The organism is Rhizobium sp. PP-F2F-G48, from assembly GCF_004342335.1.
In the GTDB taxonomy this organism is placed as follows: Bacteria; Pseudomonadota; Alphaproteobacteria; order Rhizobiales; family Rhizobiaceae; genus Ferranicluibacter.
On record NZ_SLVH01000003.1, the window covers coordinates 349,096 to 367,925 of the forward strand.

Below are 18,830 nucleotides of genomic sequence, written 5' to 3' on the forward strand. Positions count from 1 at the left end.
AAGGGGAATAGCATGTCGTTGAAGATCGTCGGCCTGGTCACCGGCCTTGTCCTGGCAGGATCCGCAGAGTTTGCGAGCGCGCAGGAGCGCGTCGTCAATGTCTACAACTGGTCCGACTATATCGATGCCAGCATTCTGGAGGACTTTACCAAGGAAACCGGCATCAAGGTCGTCTACGACGTGTTCGATTCCAACGAGATCGTGGAGACGAAGCTTCTGGCCGGCGGCACCGGCTACGATGTCGTGGTGCCCACGGCCGACTTCCTGCAGCGCCAGATCAAGGCGGGCGTGTTCCAGAAGCTCGACAAGTCGAAGCTGCCGAACATCGCCAATATGTGGGATATGGTGATGCAGCGCACCGCCAAGTACGATCCCGGCAACGAATATGCCGTGGACTACATGTGGGGCACCAACGGCATCGGCTACAATGTCGCCAAGGCCAAGGAAATCCTCGGCTCCGACGCGCGTCCCGGCCTCGAAGTCCTGTTCGATCCGGCGATCGCCGCGAAGTTCAAGGATTGCGGCATCTACGTGCTCGACGCGCCGAAGGACGTGCTGCCGGCAGCCCTCACCTATCTCGGGCTGAACCCTGACAGCCACGAACAGGCGGATCTCGACAAGGCGGGCGAACTGATGCTGAAGGCGCGGCCCTTCATCCGCAAGTTCCACTCCTCGGAGTACATCAACGCGCTGGCCAATGGCGATATCTGCCTGGCCTTCGGCTATTCCGGCGACCTGCTGCAGGCCCGCTCGCGCGCCGAGGAAGCCAAGGCCGGCGTCGAGGTCAATTATTCCATCCCGTCCCAGGGCGCACAGATGTGGTTCGACATGATGGCGATCCCCGCCGATGCGCCGCATGTCGAAGAGGCCCACGCCTTCATCAACTACATGATGAAGCCCGAGGTGATCGCGAAGGCGTCCGATTTCGTCTTCTACGCCAACGGCAACAAGGCTTCGCAGCCGTTCGTGTCCAAGGAGGTTCGCGAGGACCCGGCGGTCTATCCGGACGACGCGACCATGGCCAAGCTCTACACCATCTCACCCTGGGACCCGAAAACCCAGCGCGTGGCGACACGGCTCTGGACCCGGGTCCTCACCGGCCAGTAAGCCTTCTCTTCCAATGCCCGGTTCTTCTCAGTTCCGGGCATTTTCCATCCTGCGGCGTCCTTCCTTCAGCTCACGCGGCCTCGGCCCATCGGGAACCCTTCATGAAGTCACTTGGCAGCATTCGCCGCTCCTTCTCGCCCTGGACGGACCCCTCGTCCAAACCCTTCATCTCGTTTCGCAACGTCACCAAACGGTTCGGCGATTTCGTCGCGGTGGACGATCTCTCGCTCGACATCTACACGCGCGAGTTCCACGCTCTGCTCGGCGCGTCCGGCTGCGGAAAATCGACGCTGCTGCGCATGCTCGCCGGCTTCGAACAACCGACCTCGGGCGAGATCATCCTCGACGGGCAGAACCTGGCGGGCATTCCGCCCTATCGCCGCCCCGTCAACATGATGTTCCAGTCCTACGCCCTGTTCCCGCATATGACGGTGGAGACCAACATCGCCTTCGGCCTGAAGCAGGACGGCATGCCGAAGCCGGCGATTGCCGAACGCGTGACGCAGATGCTGAAACTCGTGAAGATGGAGCAGTTCGCCAAGCGCAAGCCGCACCAGCTCTCCGGCGGACAGTGCCAGCGCGTGGCGCTCGCCCGGTCGCTGGCCAAGCAGCCGAAGGTGCTGCTGCTCGACGAACCGCTCGGCGCGCTCGACAAGAAGCTGCGCGAGGAAACCCAGTTCGAACTGATGGACCTGCAGCAGGATCTCGGCCTCACCTTCGTCGTCGTGACGCACGACCAGGAAGAGGCGATGACCATGGCCGACCGTATCGCCGTCATGGCGCATGGCAAGGTCATCCAGGTGGCAACGCCGGCCGAGATCTATGAGGCGCCCAATTCCCGCTTCGTGGCCGACTTCATCGGCGACGTGAACATTTTCGACGGCACCGTCACGCGGGCGCAGGCCTCCGAGATCCGCATCGAGGCGGATGCGGGCTTTGCCATCGAGGCGGCCAGCAGCGAACATCCGGGCGAAGGTGCCAAGGCAGGCTTTGCCATCCGGCCCGAAAAGATCCGCGTCGGGCGGCAGGTGCCGGCCGGCGGCCCCGTCAATGCGGCCGAGGGCGAGCTCTGGGATATCGCCTATCTCGGCGACATGACCGTCTACCACGTCAAGCTGAACGGCGGGAAGATCGTCAAGGCCTCGTCGTTGAACGCGGTGCGCGCGGTCGAGGACCCGCTCGGCTACGACCAGAAGGTCTGGATCTCCTTCGACCGGGATGCCGGCGTCGTGCTGAAGGATTGAGCCGATGAACAGGCTGCTCCCCGCCCTCGTCAACCGCCTCGTGATCATCATCCCCTATGCGTGGCTGCTGGTCTTCTTCCTCGTTCCCTTCTTCATCGTCCTCCGCATCTCGCTGTCGGAAGCCGCCGTTGCCATGCCGCCCTATCTGCCGGTCTTCGCCTGGGCGGACGGCCTTTCGGGCTTCATCGACAACATCCGGCAGTTCTCCTTCGACAATTATGTCTGGCTGACGGAAGACGCGCTCTACACCAACGCCTATCTCTCAAGCCTCACCATCGCGCTGATCTCGACCGTCCTGACGCTGCTCATCGCCTATCCCATCGCCTATGGCATGGCGAAGGCGCCGGCCACGCTGCGGCCGACCCTGCTGATGCTGGTGATCCTGCCGTTCTGGACGAGCTTCCTCATCCGCGTCTATGCCTGGATCGCCATCCTGAAGCCGGAAGGCCTGCTCAACCAGCTGCTTCTCTCGACCGGGATCATCAGCGAGCCGCTGATCATCCTCAACACCAATACGGCGATCTATATCGGTATCGTCTACTCCTACCTGCCCTTCATGGTGCTGCCGCTGTACTCCGCGCTCGAAAAGATGGATCACAGCCTGACGGAGGCCGCGCAGGATCTCGGCTGCACGCCGATTTCGGCCTTCTGGCGCATCACCTTTCCGCTGTCGCTGCCCGGCGTCGTCGCCGGCTGCCTGCTGGTGTTCATTCCCGCCGTCGGCGAGTTCGTCATTCCCGATCTTCTCGGCGGTTCGGAAACGCTGATGATCGGCAAGACGCTCTGGAACGAGTTCAATGCCAATCGCGACTGGCCCGTTTCCTCGGCCGTTGCCGCCATCCTGCTGATGATCCTGGTGGTGCCGATCATGTTCTTCCAGAACGCGCAGTCGCGCCTCGACCGCGAGGGACGATGACATGAACCGCTGGTCCCGCTTCAACATCGCCTCCATCATCATCGGCTTCGCCTTCCTCTACCTGCCGATCGTGCTTTTGGTCGTCTTCTCCTTCAACGCCTCCAAGCTCGTCACCGTCTGGGCCGGATTCTCGACGCAATGGTACGCGCAGCTCTTCCGCAACCAGGCGCTGATGGATGCCGCCTGGGTGACGGTGCGCGTCGGCCTGCTCTCCGCCACGGTCGCCACCGTTCTCGGCACGCTGGCCGCGCTCGCGATGACGCGCTATCAGCGCTTTCATGGCCGCGTGCTGTTTTCGGGCATGATCTACGCGCCGCTCGTCATGCCCGAGGTCATCACCGGCCTGTCGATGCTGCTGCTCTTCGTCGCCATCGGCTTCGATCGCGGCTTCTGGACGCTGACCATCGCGCATATCACTTTCACCATGTGCTTCGTCGCCGTCGTCATCCAGTCGCGGCTGGCGAGCTTCGACCGGTCGATCGAGGAGGCAGCGCTCGACCTCGGCGCCACGCCCACCGCCACCTTCTTCCAGGTGACGCTGCCGGTCATCGCGCCCGCCGTGTTCTCCGGCTGGGTGCTGGCCTTCACCCTGTCGCTCGATGACCTGGTGATCTCGAGCTTTACCTCCGGCCCCGGTGCGACGACGCTGCCGATGAAGATCTACAGCCAGGTGCGCCTCGGCGTCACGCCCGAGATCAACGCCGCCTGCACCATCCTCATCGGCATCGTCGCCACCGGCGTCCTCATCGCCTCTGTCGTCTCCCGCCGCCAGCAGATCCAGCGGGAACGCGACGAACGCGCGGCGTTTGCCGGGGGATGAGCGGGGCCTTTCTCGCGTCGGGTACCGGTGCGGTATTGATGGGTGATGATCTGCTTCCGATCGCCGGGGGCCGGTACCGATCCTGTGACGTTGCGATGAGATCGAAACGGAGACCGCCGATGGATACTGTTCAGCTTCATCATCTGGGTCTGGTCTATGCAGCCTATCTCATCGCTGTCGCCAGTCCGGGTCCGAGTACCATGGCCATCATGAGCGTCGCCATGAACCAGGGACGCGGACCGGCCGTCGTCCTTGCGCTCGGTGTCGTAACCGGGAGCTTGTTCTGGGCCTTGCTGGCGGCAGCGGGGATCTCCACGGTGCTGACGGCCTTTGCCGGCGGCATGCTTGCCCTCAAGATCGCCGGCGGCCTGTATCTTCTGTTCCTGGCCATAAAGTCCGGCCGGTCTGCCTTGGCACCGGGCAATGGTGCCACAAGGACGTTCGAGCAGGCGAAGCCTATGGTGCTCTACCGCCGAGGCCTGCTGCTGCACCTCACGAACCCAAAGTCCATCCTCGGATGGATCGCGATCATGACGCTGGGTCTCGGTCCCGGCGCGTCGCACATGACACTGGCTGCCATTCTTGCAGGCTGTGCGTTTCTCGGCCTTCTGGTCTTTGTCGGGTATGCGCTTCTCTTCTCGACATCGGTTATGGCCCGGACCTTTCTCCGCTGCCGAAGATGGGTCGAGGGAACGCTCGCCGTAGTCTTCGGCACAGCGGGCCTTCGCTTGCTTTTCTCAAAGCCTTAGACGCCAAACCCGCGGCCGAAACCCGATCACCAATCACGCGATCACCAATCACCCGATCAAAGACAGGCCACGCCGGAAACCATCGGATCCCTCAGGCCGCCCGGCCCATCCGGTGGCCGGTTGCGGGTTCCAGGCGGAACTGTTCGACCAGTTGCATCAGCGTGTCGGCCTGTTCTGCGAGATTGCGGCTGGCGGTGGTGGCTTCGTCGACCATGGTCGCGTTCTGCTGGGTCATCTGGTCCATCTGGTTGACGGAGCCGTTGACCTCGTGGAGCGCAGAGGCCTGGTCGCGGCTGGCCGTGGCGATCATGTCGACATGATTGCTGACGGTGACGATCTGCTGGCTGATGGAGGCGAGCACGGCGCCGGTCTCCCGGACAGCCTGAGACCCTGCGGTCACTTCGAGCGTGGATTTGTTGATGAGACCCTTGATCTCGCGGGCGGCACCGGCCGAGCGCTGGGCGAGTTCGCGCACTTCCTGCGCCACGACCGCAAATCCCCGTCCCGCTTCGCCCGCCCGCGCGGCCTCGATGCCGGCATTGAGCGCGAGAAGATTGGTCTGGAAGGCGATTTCGTCGATGACCTCGATGATCTGCTCGATCTGGCGCGAGGCCTCCTCGATGCGGCTCATGGCCGAGATCGCATTGCTGACCACGATACCCGAGCTGTCGGCGCTCTTCTTCGTGTGCGAGACGGCGACGTTGGCCTCATGGGCGCGCTCGGCCGAGGAGCGGACCGTCACCGTGATCTGGTCGACGGCGGCGGCGGTTTCCTCGAGCGATGCGGCCTGCGCTTCGGTGCGGCGCGACAGGCTGTCGGCGGAGGCGTGCAGGTCGTTGCCGCTGCGCTGGATATGGACGGCATTGTTGCGGATCTGCAGGAGCGTATCCTGCAGGCGGATGAGCGAGCCGTTGAAATCCACCCGCAGCTGTTCGAGGCGGCCGTTGAAGGGCGTCTCGATCTGCTGCGACAGGTCGCCCTGGGCAAGCCGCCCGAGACCGGCGGCGAGCTGGCTCACCGCGAAATCGATCTGGCTGTCCATCGCGCGCTTCTCGGCATCGTTGCGGCTGCGCTCGGCATCGGCCTGAAGCCGCTGCTCCTCGCTTTCCGCCTCGATGCGCACCTTCGACAGGGCATTCTCCTTGAAGATGCCGAGCGCACGGGCCATGTCGCCGATCTCGTCCTGCCGGGCATCGCCGTCGATGCGCGTGTCGAGCGCGCCGTCGGCCAGCCTCCGCATGGCCGCGGTGATCTGGCCGATCGGCCCCTTCAGCGTCAGCACCAGAGCGATGCCGGCGAGAAGGGCGATGACGACGCCGCCGCCGGTTGCGAAGACCGAGACCTGATTGGCCTTTTCGCGCTCGATGGCGGCATTGGTCTTCTGCTCCTCGGCAAAGCCGACGAGCTGCTGCCAGATCTGGTCGATATCGGCAGCGGCATCGGCGAATTCCTTGTGGCGCGCCGCGCTGACACCGATCAGCGACATGCTGTCGGCCTTGATCTTGTCGGCGACAGGCTGAACCTTCGCGGCGAGGCCCGCGAAGAACGGCATTTCCGGCGCGGTATAGGCGATTTTGAGGACTTCCTGGTTGAGGACGTTGATCTCGCGGGCCAGCCGCGCCTGGTCGGTCTGCTGGGACGTTTCGAGGAAGCTGCTGGCCGCAAGCCTTATGCCGGAGACGGCATTGACGATGGCGCGCGCGTTTTCGAGGATCTTGTTGGCCTTGATCAGCGGTGCGTCGAGCTTGCCGAAGGTTGCCGTCGCGTTGCGCATCGTGGCGGTGGCGGCCGTCTGGAACTGGATGCTGGCCTGGCGGAAGCGTGCGAGCAGCCGTCCGATCGCCTTGGCGTTCTCGTCGCTGACGTCACCATTGCTGGCGAGCGTGCGGATTTCGCCGATCGTCGCCTTGAACGTATCGGCCACGGCTTTCTGGTTGGCCGGCAGCGCCGTGCCGATCTGGACGAGAACCTGTTCGAGGGCTGCCTGGCCGTCACGCGCCACCTTGATCTTGGCCTCCGGCGTCGCGGCGCGGGCAAAATCGGAGGTGATGCCGGTGAGAAGATCGCTGGATGCCGTCAGGCGTTCGGCCTCGCGCAGCAGCGACTTCGCCTTCGTCTCGTCGTCGCGCACGCGCTGTTCGACGGAGGTCGCCTCCTCGACCAGCTTGCCCTGCGTCGAGAGGAGAAGGCGGATGCTCTTGGTGATCGATGTGCGAAGCGCGACTTCCCCTTCATGCAGCTTCCAGAGTTCGCCGACGCGCTCGCGGATCTTGGCCGTACCGGCGATCGCATTGTCGAGCTGGCTCGCACCCTCGCTGTTTTCCATCTGGGCGCGCGTCGCGTTCAGCACCTGCTCCTGATTGGTGATTTTCAGGACGACGTCTTCCCGGGTCTTTTCGCTCGCGTCCGTGAGGAAGGCGTTCATGCCGGCATAGACGTCGCGGAAGCCGGACAGCGACTGGAGCACGCTGTTGGAAATTTCCATGCGCCCCTGCAGCAGGCCGGACGCGTAAAGCCCCGTCAGCCCGACGGCGCAGATGCTGACAACGAAAGGCAGGATGAAGAAGAGAACCTTCGTCTGAATCTTGAAGCGGGCAAGGATCTTGTCGATGAACATGGGCGCGTCCTGGCTTTCAGGCCTGCATACGCCTCCCCAGGGCCGTCATCGGCTTCATCGGTGCGCTTCATGTCAGGCCGTCATCATGGTCTGAAAGAATGCGGGGATGCCGCCAGCCGCTTCGCAATCATTGCAGGACGCCGCGCCCCTCCGGTCGCGTCGTCCAAGCCTGCTCCTCAATGGCGCCAGCTTGAACCAGATGCGTTAATTTCATGTAAGCGGGAATTGACCCTGTCATGCCGCTGCCATGTCGGCGTGGCAGAAGGCAGCAACGCGCTCTTCGGCCCTGCACATGCGAGGCGGATGGACGTCAAAGAAAAAGGCCCGCGAGGGGCCACGTCGTCGGAAAATTGCGCGTCAGCTTGAGGTAGACCGTCGCTGCTCCCGACACGACTTGAGAACGTCGAGCGATATCGGGCTGCAGACACGATGCAGCCCAGAGGAAAATCGCCGCTGCGCGTAGGCTCAGAACGAGCCGAGCGCCGCGAGACCGAGAATGGCGACCGCGGTCAGGATGGCGGCGGCCGTGTAGGTCAGCGCGAGAATCCGCTGTGTACGGCTGTCATCGGCCTTTGCGATGGCGATGGCACGGGCATTGCGTCGGCTATGCTGGTTCATGATATCATGTCCTTCCGTCCGAAGAGAATAGACCCGGTTGAGACGATCCACCAGACACTTTCTGCCGCACCCGTTAAAAATGCGAGAATCGCGCCACTGCGGGGACAATCCGTTCCCACTCGTCAGTTAGTGTCGGAGCGTTTCGTTAACAAGACCTGACGCTCCCTCACGCTTTCGGCATTCCGCATTCTCCTAGGTGGGAGCGATATCGCCTCGGCGATTTATCATGATAAAAAACAAGGGGATAGCCAGCAGCGGCGCGTGCGTGTGGCCGGGCGGCCGCGACAATGCTGCGTCCCGATATCCGGCAGACCCGGCCTGTCCTGGCCCACCGTCGTCGCATCATCGTGATCGCCGAATGACGATCACGGAAATGTGATCGGAATACATGCCGTTCAGACGGCCTGTCCGCAGCAGAAGCCGGAGGCCCAGGCCCATTGAAAGTTATAGCCGCCGAGCCAACCGGTGACATCGACGCATTCGCCGATGAAGAAAAGTCCGGGAACGGCTTTCGCCATCAGGGTCCGGGACTCCAGATGGCGGGTATCTACGCCGCCAAGCGTCACCTCCGCCGTCCGGTAGCCTTCCGACCCCGCCGGCTTCAGCGACCAGCCGGAAACGAGGGCCACGAGCCGGTCGATCGTCTTGTCGGAGAGGTCGGCCAGCGGCTTGTCGAGCAGTCCGGCCTCCAAAGCGAGATGCTGGGCGAGGCGTTTCGGCAGATGTTCGCCGAGCACGGTCTGCACCGCCTGCCGGCCTTGCGTGCGGCGGGCCGCTTTCATCGCGCCGCCGAGGTCCGTTGTGGGCTCGAAGGCCAAGCGGATTTCATCGCCCTCGCGCCAGTAGGACGAGATCTGCAGGATCGCCGGCCCGCTGAGGCCGCGATGGGTGAAGAGCATCGCCTCATCAAACGTCGTCTTGCCGCAGGCGGCACGCACATCGACGGCGAGACCCGCGAGCGCACCGAGGCTTTCCTTCACGGCATCGGCCACCGTCAGCGGCACGAGGCCGGGGCGCGTCTCGACCAGGCCGAGACCGAACTGCTCGGCGACACGATAGGCAAAACCGGTCGCGCCCATCTTCGGGATCGATTTGCCGCCGGTGGCGATGACGAGCGCACGGGCGTCGATCGTCTCCTCGGCAAGGACGACGCGAAAGCCGGTGGCGGCGGCTTCGACGCCGGTAATCTCGGTTTCCAGCCGGAGCACCGCGCCGACGGCCCGCATCTCCTCCAGAAGCATGCGGACGATGTCGCGGGCTGTGTCGTCGCAAAACAGCTGACCGAGCGTCTTTTCATGCCAGGCGATGCCGTGCCGCTCGACCAAAGCGACGAAATCGCGCGGCGTGTAGCGGGCGAGTGCCGATTTGGCGAAATGCGGGTTCTGCGAGAGGAAATGGGCGGGCGCCGTGTGAAGATTGGTGAAGTTGCACCGGCCGCCGCCGGAGATGCGGATCTTTTCTCCCGGCGCTTTGGCATGATCGAGGACGAGCACGCTGCGGCCCCGGCGACCGGCTTCCGCTGCGCACATCATTCCCGCAGCGCCTGCGCCGATGATCACCACGTCGAAGCTTTTCGCCACGTCGCGTCTCCTTTTCGTCTTTCCCGTCCGGATAACGGCAATGCGACGTCGTCGCCAGCGATTTCGGCGCGTGCAAGCTGGCCAATCCTTAAACACCGTCTATGATAGAGATATCCGAAAGAACCCCGGTGATTTATGCCTGCGAAGAAAACCATCGCCAACACGACGACGAAATCCAGCAAAAGCAACAAGATCCCATCCGCCCTCCAGGCGCCGCGCGGCGTGAAGACCTGGAAGGAAGCCGCCGACTGGCTGAAGGTTCGCGGCATCGAGGACGTGGAGTGCATCACCCCCGATATCGCCGGTGTTCCCCGCGGCAAGATGATGCCGTCTTCCAAGTTCACCTCCAACACCTCGCTCGCTCTGCCCTCCGCCATCTACCGGCACACGATTTCGGGCGAGTATCCCGAGGAGACCGGCGATTTCCGCTATGACAGCCGCGACAGCGACATCAAGCTCGTGCCGGACCTCTCAACACTTTCGATCGTGCCCTGGGAGACCGACCCGACCGCGCAGGTGATCTGCGACATCGCCGGTTCCAAAGGCGAGAACGTGCCCTATACGCCGCGCAACGTGCTGAAACACGTGCTGGAGCTTTACCGGCTGAAAGGCTGGAAGCCGGTGGTCGCGCCCGAGATCGAGTTCTACCTCGTCGCCAAGAACGACGATCCCGACTATCCGCTGCATCCGCCGAAAGGCCGCTCCGGCCGCTCGATCCAGGGGGGACAGGCCTATTCGATCGCAGGCGTCAACGAGTTCGACGAGCTGATCGACGACATCTATCACTTCTCCGAAAAGCAGGGCCTGGAGATCGATACGCTGATCCACGAAGAGGGACCGGCGCAGCTCGAGATCAACCTGCGGCACGGCGACCCGATTGAGCTGGCCGACCAGGTGTTTCTGTTCAAGCGCACGATCCGCGAAGCCGCGCTGAAGCACGGGATCTACGCGACCTTCATGGCGAAGCCGATGCAGAGCCAGGCGGGCTCGGCCATGCACATTCACCAGTCGATCGTCGAGGTGAACACCGGCCGCAACCTGTTTTCGAATGCGGACGGCACGGCCTCCAAGGAGTTCTTCCACTTCATCGGGGGCATGCAGACCTACATTCCGAAGGCGCTGTCGATGATGGCGCCCTATGTCAACTCCTATCGCCGGCTGACGCCCGACATGTCGGCACCGGTCAACAATGCCTGGGGCTACGACAACCGGACGACGGCCTTTCGTGTGCCGGATTCCGAGCCGGCCGCGCGGCGGGTGGAAAACCGGTTGCCGAGTTCGGATGCCAACCCCTATCTCGCCCTCGCGGCCTCGCTCGGCTGCGGCTATCTCGGCCTGACACAGGGCCTGGAGCCGACGGCACCGGCCGACGACAGCGTCAACACCAAGGCGATCGAGCTGCCGCGCGGTCTTCTGGAAGCGGTCGCGGCACTGGAAGCGGAACCTGCCTTCCATGATGTGTTCTCGGCCGAATTCATCGCCATCTATGCCGGCGTGAAGCGCGGCGAGTTCGAGACGTTCATGCAGGTGATCAGCCCCTGGGAGCGGGAATATCTGCTTCTCAACGTGTGAGCCGGGACATGACCTCTCCGGAAAAGTGGCAGAGCCCGATCTCCCCCGGGATCTCGTGGTACGAGGATGCCGTCGGCGAGCGACCTGCCTATCCGACGCTCGACGGTGACATGACCGCCGATGTCGCCGTGATCGGCGGCGGCTTCACCGGCCTGCAGGCGGCCTATAACCTTGCCGCCGGCGGCGTGCGGGTCGTGCTGATCGATGCCTGCCGCTTCGGCGACGGGGCATCGGGGCGCAATGGCGGCCAGTTCGGCACCGGACAGCGCGCCGAGGTGGACGAACTCGAAAAGCAATACGGCCGGGAGCGGGCGAAGGCCCTCTTCGACATGGCGGAGAATGCCAAGCGCGGCCTCCTCGATTTTGCCGCGCGTCACGATATCGATATGGAGTACCGACCGGGCCACCTCTCGGTGACGCACAAGGCCTCGTCCGAGACGGACTATCGGGCCTATGTGGACAGCATGGCCCGCGATTACGGCTATCCGCACATGCAGGTGATGAATGCCGCGGAGACGGCGGAACGGCTCGGGTCCCGGCACTACGTGCTCGGCATTCGCGATACCGGCACCGGCCATATCCAGCCGATGAAGCTGCTGGTGGGGCTTGCCCGCGCCGCACAGGCAGCCGGCGCGCAGCTGTTCGAGAACACCAACGCGACGGATATCCGGATCTCCCAGGGCAAGGTGCTGGTGGAAACCGCGCGCGGCACCATCCGCGCCGATCGGGCCCTCATCGCCTGCAATGCCCATATCGGCAGTCTCGAGCCGGTGACCGCCTCGCATGTCATGCCGATCCGCTCCTTCATCGGCGCGACGGCGCCGCTCGGGGAGACCTCTCCTGTCCTTCCGGGTGGCGAGTCCGTGGCCGACAGCCGCTTCGTGGTGCGCTATTTTCGCCGGTCGCGGGACGGGCGGCTGCTCTTCGGCGGTCGCGAGGCCTATACGGCGGACAATCCGCGCGACATATCCACGCATATCCGGCGGCAGATCGCCGAGATCTATCCGGACCTTGCCGACGTCGAGATGACGCATGCCTGGGGCGGATCCGTCGGCATCACCCTGCCGCGCCAGCCCTTCGTGCGCGAGGTCATGCCCGGCGTTACCACCATTGGCGGGTTCTCCGGCCACGGCGTCATGCTGTCCAACCATTGCGGCAAGCTCTATGCCGATCTCGTTCTCGGACGCGGTTCGGATCTCGACCTGTTGAAGGCGCTGCGCATCCCCGCCTTCCCCGGCGGGCGCCGGTTTCGATCGCCGCTTTTGTTCCTGGCGCTCACTTGGTATGCTCTCCGCGACAAGCTCTGACCCTCCCCCGGCGCATTTTTTGCAACGCAGCACTAGCGCCTTTAAATCGATTAGATTATAAAACGCCCGACCTGAGAGAGATCGATATCCCATGAGCAGCCAGATCATTCCCGTCGAACCCTTTGACTACGTCGTCTTCGGCGGCACCGGCGATCTTGCCGAGCGGAAGCTCCTTCCAGCCCTCTATCACCGCCAGCTCGATGGCCAGCTGACCGACCCGACACGCATCATCGGTGCCTCGCGCACCGCGATGACGCATGAGGAATACCGCCAGTTCGGCCGCGATGCGCTCAAGGAACATCTGAAGGCCGGCGAATACGACGAGGCGCAGGTCAAGACATTCACCGACCGCCTGTTCTACATTTCCGTGGACGCCAAGACCGACCAGGGCTGGGACAAGCTGAAGGCGCTCCTGGACGAGGCCAAGGAGCGCGTGCGCGCCTTCTATCTCGCCGTCGCCCCCGGCATCTTCGGCGCCATTTCCGAAAAGATCCGCGACCACAAGCTGATCACCAAGACGACCCGCATCGTGGTGGAAAAGCCGATCGGTCGCGACCTCGCCTCTGCGCTGGAGCTGAACGACACGATCGGCAAGGTGTTCAAGGAAGAGCAGATCTTCCGCATCGACCATTATCTCGGCAAGGAAACCGTGCAGAACCTGATGGCGCTGCGCTTTGCCAACACGCTGTACGAACCGCTGTGGAACGCGTCCTATATCGACCATATCCAGATCACGGTGGCGGAAGCCGTCGGGCTCGAAAGCCGGGCCGGCTACTACGACACGGCCGGTGCGCTGCGCGATATGGTGCAGAACCACATCCTCCAGCTGCTCTGCCTCGTCGCCATGGAGGTTCCGCCGTCGATGAACGCGGAGGCCGTGCGCGACGAAAAGCTCAAGGTGCTGCGGGCGCTGAAGCCGATCACCGCCGCCAATGTCGAGAAGATGACCGTGCGCGGCCAGTACAAGGCCGGGGCATCGGCCGGAGGCCCGGTCAAGGGCTATCTCGAAGAGCTCGAAGGCGGCGTGTCGAACACCGAGACCTTCGTCGGCATCAAGGCCGAGATCAACAACTGGCGCTGGGCGGGCGTGCCGTTCTACATCCGCACCGGCAAGCGCATGGCCACCCGCATGTCGGAAATCGTCATTTCCTTCAAGCCGATCCCGCATTCGATCTTCGACGAGGCGGCCGGGCGCGTGGAGGCCAACCAGCTGATCATCCGCCTGCAGCCGGACGAAGGCGTCAAGCAGTCGCTGATGATCAAGGATCCGGGCCCGGGCGGCATGCGCCTGCGCAACGTGTCGCTGGACATGACCTTTGCCGAATCGTTCAAGGCGCGCAGCGCCGATGCCTATGAGCGCCTGCTGCTCGACGTGATCCGCAACAACCAGACCCTGTTCATGCGCCGCGACGAGGTGGAAGCCGCATGGCGCTGGGTCGATCCGATCCTCAAGGCCTGGGACGAAGTGGGCCAGAAGCCGCAATCCTACACGGCCGGCACCTGGGGCCCGAGCCAGGCCATCGCGCTCATCGAGCGGGACGGCCGCACCTGGCACGAAGTGGTCTGAGCCATGACGGTCCAGCTCCACACGTTCGAGACACCGGCGATCCTGGCCGAAAAGCTGGCGGCGGCCGTTGCCGACGCCCTTGCCACCGGCATCGCCGCGACGGGGTCCGCTTCCATCGCCGTTTCAGGCGGCTCGACGCCCAAGGCGTTCTTCAAGGCGCTGTCCAACGCCGCGCTCGACTGGAGCAAGGTGACGGTGACGCTTGTGGACGAGCGGTTCGTGCCGCCGGAGAGCGACCGCTCCAACGAAAAGCTGGTGCGCGACAATCTGCTCACGGGTGCTGCCGCCGCTGCCGCCTTCCAGCCGCTCTACTACCCCACGGCCACGGCCGAGGAAGCCGCTGCCACCGCCACCAAGGAGACGGCCCGGATCGGCCGCCCCTTCGACGTCGTGGTGCTGGGCATGGGCGGCGACGGGCACACGGCCTCGTTCTTTCCCGGCGGATCGCGCCTTGCCGAAGCGCTCGACCCCCAGACGCCGCGCGGCGTGATGACCATGCAGGCGGACGGCGCCGGCGAGCCGCGGCTGACCTATACCTTTACGAGCCTTGCGGATGCGCGGCTCCTGGTGCTGCATATCGAGGGCGACGCCAAGAAGACGGTGCTGGAAACGGCGCAAGGCGACGGGCCGGAGACGGACATGCCGGTGCGCGCCATCCTGCGCCGCGCCGCCTCGCCGGTCGAGATCTACTGGGCCTCGTAAAAGAGGTACGCCGTTCCGGTCACCGGCCTGTGGCGTGAAACCTGACACAACCGGCGCTTAGACCAGCGCCGATACCGATGATCCACATCTGAGACAGGGGCCCGGAGGGCCCCGGAAGGATAGGCCATGACCGTCGATCCCCGCATCGCAGCCATCACCGCCCGCATCGTCGAGCGCTCCAAGCCCTCGCGCGACCTGTATCTGCACCGCGTGCGCAACGCCGCCGCCAAGGGCGTGCATCGTTCCGTGCTCGGCTGCGGCAACCTCGCCCATGGCTTTGCGGTCTGTTCCCCCTCCGAGAAGGTGGCGCTGTCGGGAGACACCGTGCCCAATCTCGGGATCATCACCTCCTACAACGACATGCTCTCGGCGCATCAGCCGTTCGAAACCTATCCGGCGATGATCCGGGAAGCGGCGGCGGAAGCCGGCGGGATCGCGCAGGTCGCCGGCGGCGTGCCCGCCATGTGCGATGGCGTGACGCAGGGCCAGCCCGGCATGGAGCTGTCGCTGTTTTCGCGCGACCTCATCGCCATGGCCGCGGGCATCGGCCTGTCGCACAACATGTTCGACAGCACGGTCTATCTCGGCGTCTGCGACAAGATCGTGCCCGGCCTGATGATCGCCGCCATGACATTCGGTCACCTGCCGGCCGTGTTCATTCCCGCCGGTCCCATGACCACAGGCCTGCCGAACGACGAAAAGGCCCGCGTGCGCCAGCTCTATGCCGAAGGCAAGATCGGCCGCGACGAGCTGCTCGAAGCGGAGTCCAAATCCTATCACGGCCCCGGCACCTGCACCTTCTACGGCACGGCCAACTCCAACCAGATGGTCATGGAGATCATGGGCTTCCACATGCCCGGCGCGTCCTTCGTCAACCCCGGCACGCCGCTGCGCGACGCGCTGACGCGCGAGGCGACGAAGCGGGCACTGGCCATCACCGCGCTCGGCAACGAGTTCACCCCGGCCGGCGAGATGATCGACGAACGCTCGATCGTCAACGGCGTCATCGGCCTGCACGCGACCGGCGGCTCGACCAACCACACGATGCACCTCGTCGCCATGGCGCGCGCGGCCGGCATCCAGCTGACATGGCAGGATATTTCCGAGCTTTCGGACATCATTCCGCTGCTCGCCCGCGTCTACCCGAACGGCCTTGCCGACGTGAACCATTTTCACGCGGCCGGCGGCATCGGCTATCTCATCGGCCAGTTGCTGAAGACCGGCATGATCCACGAGGATGTCCGCACCGTCTTCGGCCACGGGCTTCAGGCCTATGCGATCGACGTCAAGCTCGGCGAGAAGGGCACGGTCGCCCGCGAGCGCGCACCCGAGGTCAGCCACGACCCGAAGGTGCTGGCCACCATCGACAAGCCCTTCCAGGCGACGGGCGGGCTCAAGATGCTCACCGGCAATCTCGGCAAGGCCGTCATCAAGATCTCGGCCGTCAAGCCGGAGCGCCACATCATCGAGGCCCCGGCCAAGATCTTCCACGATCAGGCCAGCCTCAACGACGCCTTCAAGGAAGGCAAGCTCGAAGGCAATTTCGTTGCCGTGGTCCGGTTCCAGGGCCCGAAGGCGAACGGCATGCCGGAACTCCACAAATTGACGACGGTGCTCGGCATTCTGCAGGACCGGGGCCAGATGGTGGCGCTCATCACCGACGGCCGCATGTCCGGCGCGTCCGGCAAGGTGCCGTCCGCCATCCACATGACGCCCGAAGCCAAGGACGGCGGCCCGATCTCCAAGATCCGCGAAGGCGACATCATTCGCCTGGATGCGACGACGGGGGAGATCAATGTGCTCGTCTCCGACGTGGAGTTGGCCGCACGCGCACCCGCCGAAGCCGATCTCTCCGGCAACGAGTTCGGAATGGGCCGCGAGTTGTTCGCCCCGTTCCGGGCGTTGACGGGTACCGCGGACCACGGGGCGAGCGTGTTGTTTCACTGAACGACAAACTGGGCTTCTCATGAACAAAGCGCGCGCCGACATATCGACGCGCGCTCTTTTCGTTTAGGCCAGAAACTCCAGCAGATCCTTGTTCAGCCGGTCCGGAACGGTGGCGAATAGGCCGTGGGGCTCGCCGTCGTACTCGATCATTTTTGCCCCGGCGATGCCCTTGGCCGCAGCACGGCCTGAGGGGTCGATGGGAACCGTCTTGTCGGCCGTTCCGTGAATGACGAGCGTGGGGATGGTGAAGGCTGCGAGGTCCGGGCGGAAGTCGGTCGTGCCGAAGGCCGTCACGCAATCGATCGTCGCCTTGGGGCTTGCCATGACGCCGAGCACGAAGGACCAGTCGAGCACGCCCTGGCTGACCTGGCGGCTGACCAGGCCGACGCCGTAGAACGTCTTCGCGAAGCTCTGCAGGAAGGCGAAACGATCCTCGCGGATCTGTTTCTTCATGTCCTCGAACACGCTGCCGTCGACGCCATCCGGGTTGCTCTCGTCCTTCAAGAGATAGGGGGCGACGGAGGCGACGAGCACGGCCTTGGCGATGCGCGACGCGCCGTGACGGGAGAGATAGCGCGCAATTTCGCCGCCGCCCATGGAGAAGCCGACGAGCGAGACGTCCTGGAGGTCCAGGCCCTCGATGACGCTCGCCAGATCGTCGGCGAAGGTATCGTAGGTATAGCCGGTCGCCGGGTGGCCCGACTGGCCAAAGCCGCGGCGGTCGTAGGTGATGACGCGGTAGCCTGCTTCCAGCAACGCCACGGTCTGATACTCGAACATATCGCCGGTCAGGGGCCAGCCATGGATCAAGACGACGGGACGGCCCTGCCCCATATCCTTCACATGTAGTTTCGTGCCGTCTTTTGCGTCGATATACGCCATGCGGAACTCCTTTGCTGTCTCGCCTCACCCAATTCCGGGAGACCGGGTTTGGTTCCGGGCGAAGCGCTGGAGGTCCGATGCCGAGCCGACTTACCGCCGATACGTCTTCCCCTCCCCGTCGAACAGATGCAGCTTTGCGCGGTCGGCGGTGAAGCGGACGCGGTCGCCGCGTTTGATCGGCTGGATGCCGGCGAGTTTGGCGATGATGGGTTCGTCGGGGACGAGGCCTTCGATGTAGAGGAGGGTGACTTCTCCGAGCGCCTCGACGATGGAGACTGTGCCTTCGAAGAGGAAGCTGTCGCCGGTGGTGATCTGGAGGTCTTCCGGGCGGACGCCGAAGCTTGCCTGTCGGCCCATTTCTGTCTCGGGCGTCGGGATGTCGAGGATGTCGCGCTTGCCGCCGACGAGTTCGACCGTCGTCTGGACGCCGGTGGCGACGATCTTGGCGGGGATGATGTTCATGGCGGGCGAGCCGATGAACTGGGCGACGAAGAGGTTGGCGGGGCGCTCGTAGAGTTCGAGCGGCGGACCGACCTGCTCGATATGGCCACCGGAGAGAACGACGATCCGGTCGGCGAGCGTCATCGCCTCCACCTGGTCGTGGGTAACGTAGATCATGGTCGTGTCGGCCATCTGCTCGTTCAGGCGGGCGATCTCGATGCGGGTGGCGACGCGCAGGGCCGCATCGAGGTTCGACAACGGTTCGTCGAACAGGAAGACCTTGGGGTCGCGGCAGATGGCCCGGCCGATGGCGACGCGCTGGCGCTGGCCACCCGAAAGGGCTTTCGGCAGGCGGTCGAGATATTGGGTGAGCTGCAGGATGTCGGCCGCGGCGCGCACGCGGCGATCGATCTCCTCCTTGCTTTCCTTGGCGATGCGCATGCCGAAGGCCATGTTGTCGTAGACCGTCATATGCGGGTACAGCGCATAGGACTGAAACACCATGGCGATGCCGCGTTTGGACGGCGGGGTGTCGTTGACCTTCTCCCCCTCGATGAACATCTCGCCGCCGGTGATCTCCTCAAGCCCGGCGATCATGCGCAGCAGCGTCGATTTTCCGCAGCCGGACGGGCCGACGAAGACGATGAACTCGCCCTTCTCGATCGTGAGATCGATGCCGTGGATGACATCGACGGCACCATAGGATTTGCGGATCTTGCGTAGTTCCAGTCCGGACATGGGTCCCTCCCCGTTCACTCGAA

At 64.2% G+C, this 18,830-nt stretch carries 15 protein-coding genes; 10 read left to right on the top strand and 5 right to left on the bottom strand.

Annotated features, from left to right (window positions below; all coding sequences use genetic code 11):
- Positions 1–12 precede the first annotated feature (12 nt).
- The 5 genes from C8J36_RS09565 (at position 13) to C8J36_RS09585 (ending at position 4,836) form a co-directional block, all read left to right on the top strand.
- Positions 13–1,107: a polyamine ABC transporter substrate-binding protein gene (locus tag C8J36_RS09565; protein ID WP_132534390.1), complete on the top strand. Its 1,095-nt coding sequence runs from the start codon at positions 13–15 to the stop codon at positions 1,105–1,107.
- A 101-nt stretch (positions 1,108–1,208) separates the two neighbouring features.
- A complete protein-coding gene (locus tag C8J36_RS09570; RefSeq protein WP_132534392.1) occupies positions 1,209–2,351 on the top strand; it encodes an ABC transporter ATP-binding protein in 1,143 nt (380 codons plus the stop codon).
- A 4-nt stretch (positions 2,352–2,355) separates the two neighbouring features.
- Positions 2,356–3,267, top strand: coding sequence for an ABC transporter permease subunit (locus C8J36_RS09575; protein ID WP_062595056.1), 912 nt, complete (start codon positions 2,356–2,358; stop codon positions 3,265–3,267).
- A 1-nt stretch (position 3,268) separates the two neighbouring features.
- On the top strand, positions 3,269–4,087 hold the full coding sequence (locus C8J36_RS09580) for an ABC transporter permease subunit (protein WP_132534394.1): 819 nt from the start codon (positions 3,269–3,271) through the stop codon (positions 4,085–4,087).
- Between the two features lie 119 nt (positions 4,088–4,206).
- On the top strand, positions 4,207–4,836 hold the full coding sequence (locus C8J36_RS09585) for a LysE family translocator (RefSeq protein WP_132534396.1): 630 nt from the start codon (positions 4,207–4,209) through the stop codon (positions 4,834–4,836).
- Between the two features lie 91 nt (positions 4,837–4,927).
- Here the strand turns inward: C8J36_RS09585 and C8J36_RS09590 are convergent, their stop codons facing one another.
- The 3 genes from C8J36_RS09590 to C8J36_RS09595 all read right to left on the bottom strand — a co-directional run bounded on the left by C8J36_RS09590 (position 4,928) and on the right by C8J36_RS09595 (position 9,651).
- Positions 4,928–7,453, bottom strand: a complete 2,526-nt coding sequence (locus tag C8J36_RS09590; protein WP_062595058.1) for a methyl-accepting chemotaxis protein — start codon at positions 7,451–7,453, stop codon at positions 4,928–4,930.
- A 465-nt stretch (positions 7,454–7,918) separates the two neighbouring features.
- A complete protein-coding gene (locus C8J36_RS24885) occupies positions 7,919–8,071 on the bottom strand; it encodes a hypothetical protein (protein WP_165915014.1) in 153 nt (50 codons plus the stop codon).
- A 395-nt stretch (positions 8,072–8,466) separates the two neighbouring features.
- Positions 8,467–9,651: an NAD(P)/FAD-dependent oxidoreductase gene (locus C8J36_RS09595; protein WP_132534398.1), complete on the bottom strand. Its 1,185-nt coding sequence runs from the start codon at positions 9,649–9,651 to the stop codon at positions 8,467–8,469.
- A gap of 135 nt (positions 9,652–9,786) precedes the next feature.
- Here C8J36_RS09595 and C8J36_RS09600 point away from each other — a divergent pair, with 135 nt between their 5' ends.
- From C8J36_RS09600 to edd, 5 genes are all read left to right on the top strand, one after another.
- Complete coding sequence (locus C8J36_RS09600; RefSeq protein ID WP_062595061.1) at positions 9,787–11,223, top strand: glutamine synthetase family protein; 1,437 nt, start codon at positions 9,787–9,789, stop codon at positions 11,221–11,223.
- A gap of 8 nt (positions 11,224–11,231) precedes the next feature.
- A complete protein-coding gene (locus C8J36_RS09605; protein ID WP_132534400.1) occupies positions 11,232–12,530 on the top strand; it encodes an FAD-binding oxidoreductase in 1,299 nt (432 codons plus the stop codon).
- A 91-nt stretch (positions 12,531–12,621) separates the two neighbouring features.
- Entirely contained in the window at positions 12,622–14,097 is a 1,476-nt protein-coding gene (zwf, locus tag C8J36_RS09610; RefSeq protein ID WP_132534402.1) for a glucose-6-phosphate dehydrogenase, read from the top strand.
- A gap of 3 nt (positions 14,098–14,100) precedes the next feature.
- The gene (pgl, locus tag C8J36_RS09615) at positions 14,101–14,799 is read left to right on the top strand and encodes a 6-phosphogluconolactonase (RefSeq protein WP_132534404.1); all 699 of its coding nucleotides are present in this window, start codon (positions 14,101–14,103) and stop codon (positions 14,797–14,799) included.
- 126 nt (positions 14,800–14,925) lie between these two features.
- Positions 14,926–16,746, top strand: a complete 1,821-nt coding sequence (edd, locus tag C8J36_RS09620) for a phosphogluconate dehydratase (RefSeq protein WP_132534406.1) — start codon at positions 14,926–14,928, stop codon at positions 16,744–16,746.
- 63 nt (positions 16,747–16,809) lie between these two features.
- On the opposite strand, the gene C8J36_RS09625 is transcribed toward edd, so the two are convergent.
- Both C8J36_RS09625 and ugpC read right to left on the bottom strand, forming a co-directional pair.
- Entirely contained in the window at positions 16,810–17,628 is an 819-nt protein-coding gene (locus tag C8J36_RS09625) for an alpha/beta hydrolase (protein WP_132534408.1), read from the bottom strand.
- Positions 17,629–17,718: 90 nt separating this feature from the next.
- Complete coding sequence (gene ugpC, locus C8J36_RS09630; protein ID WP_062595069.1) at positions 17,719–18,807, bottom strand: sn-glycerol-3-phosphate ABC transporter ATP-binding protein UgpC; 1,089 nt, start codon at positions 18,805–18,807, stop codon at positions 17,719–17,721.
- Positions 18,808–18,830 lie beyond the last annotated feature (23 nt).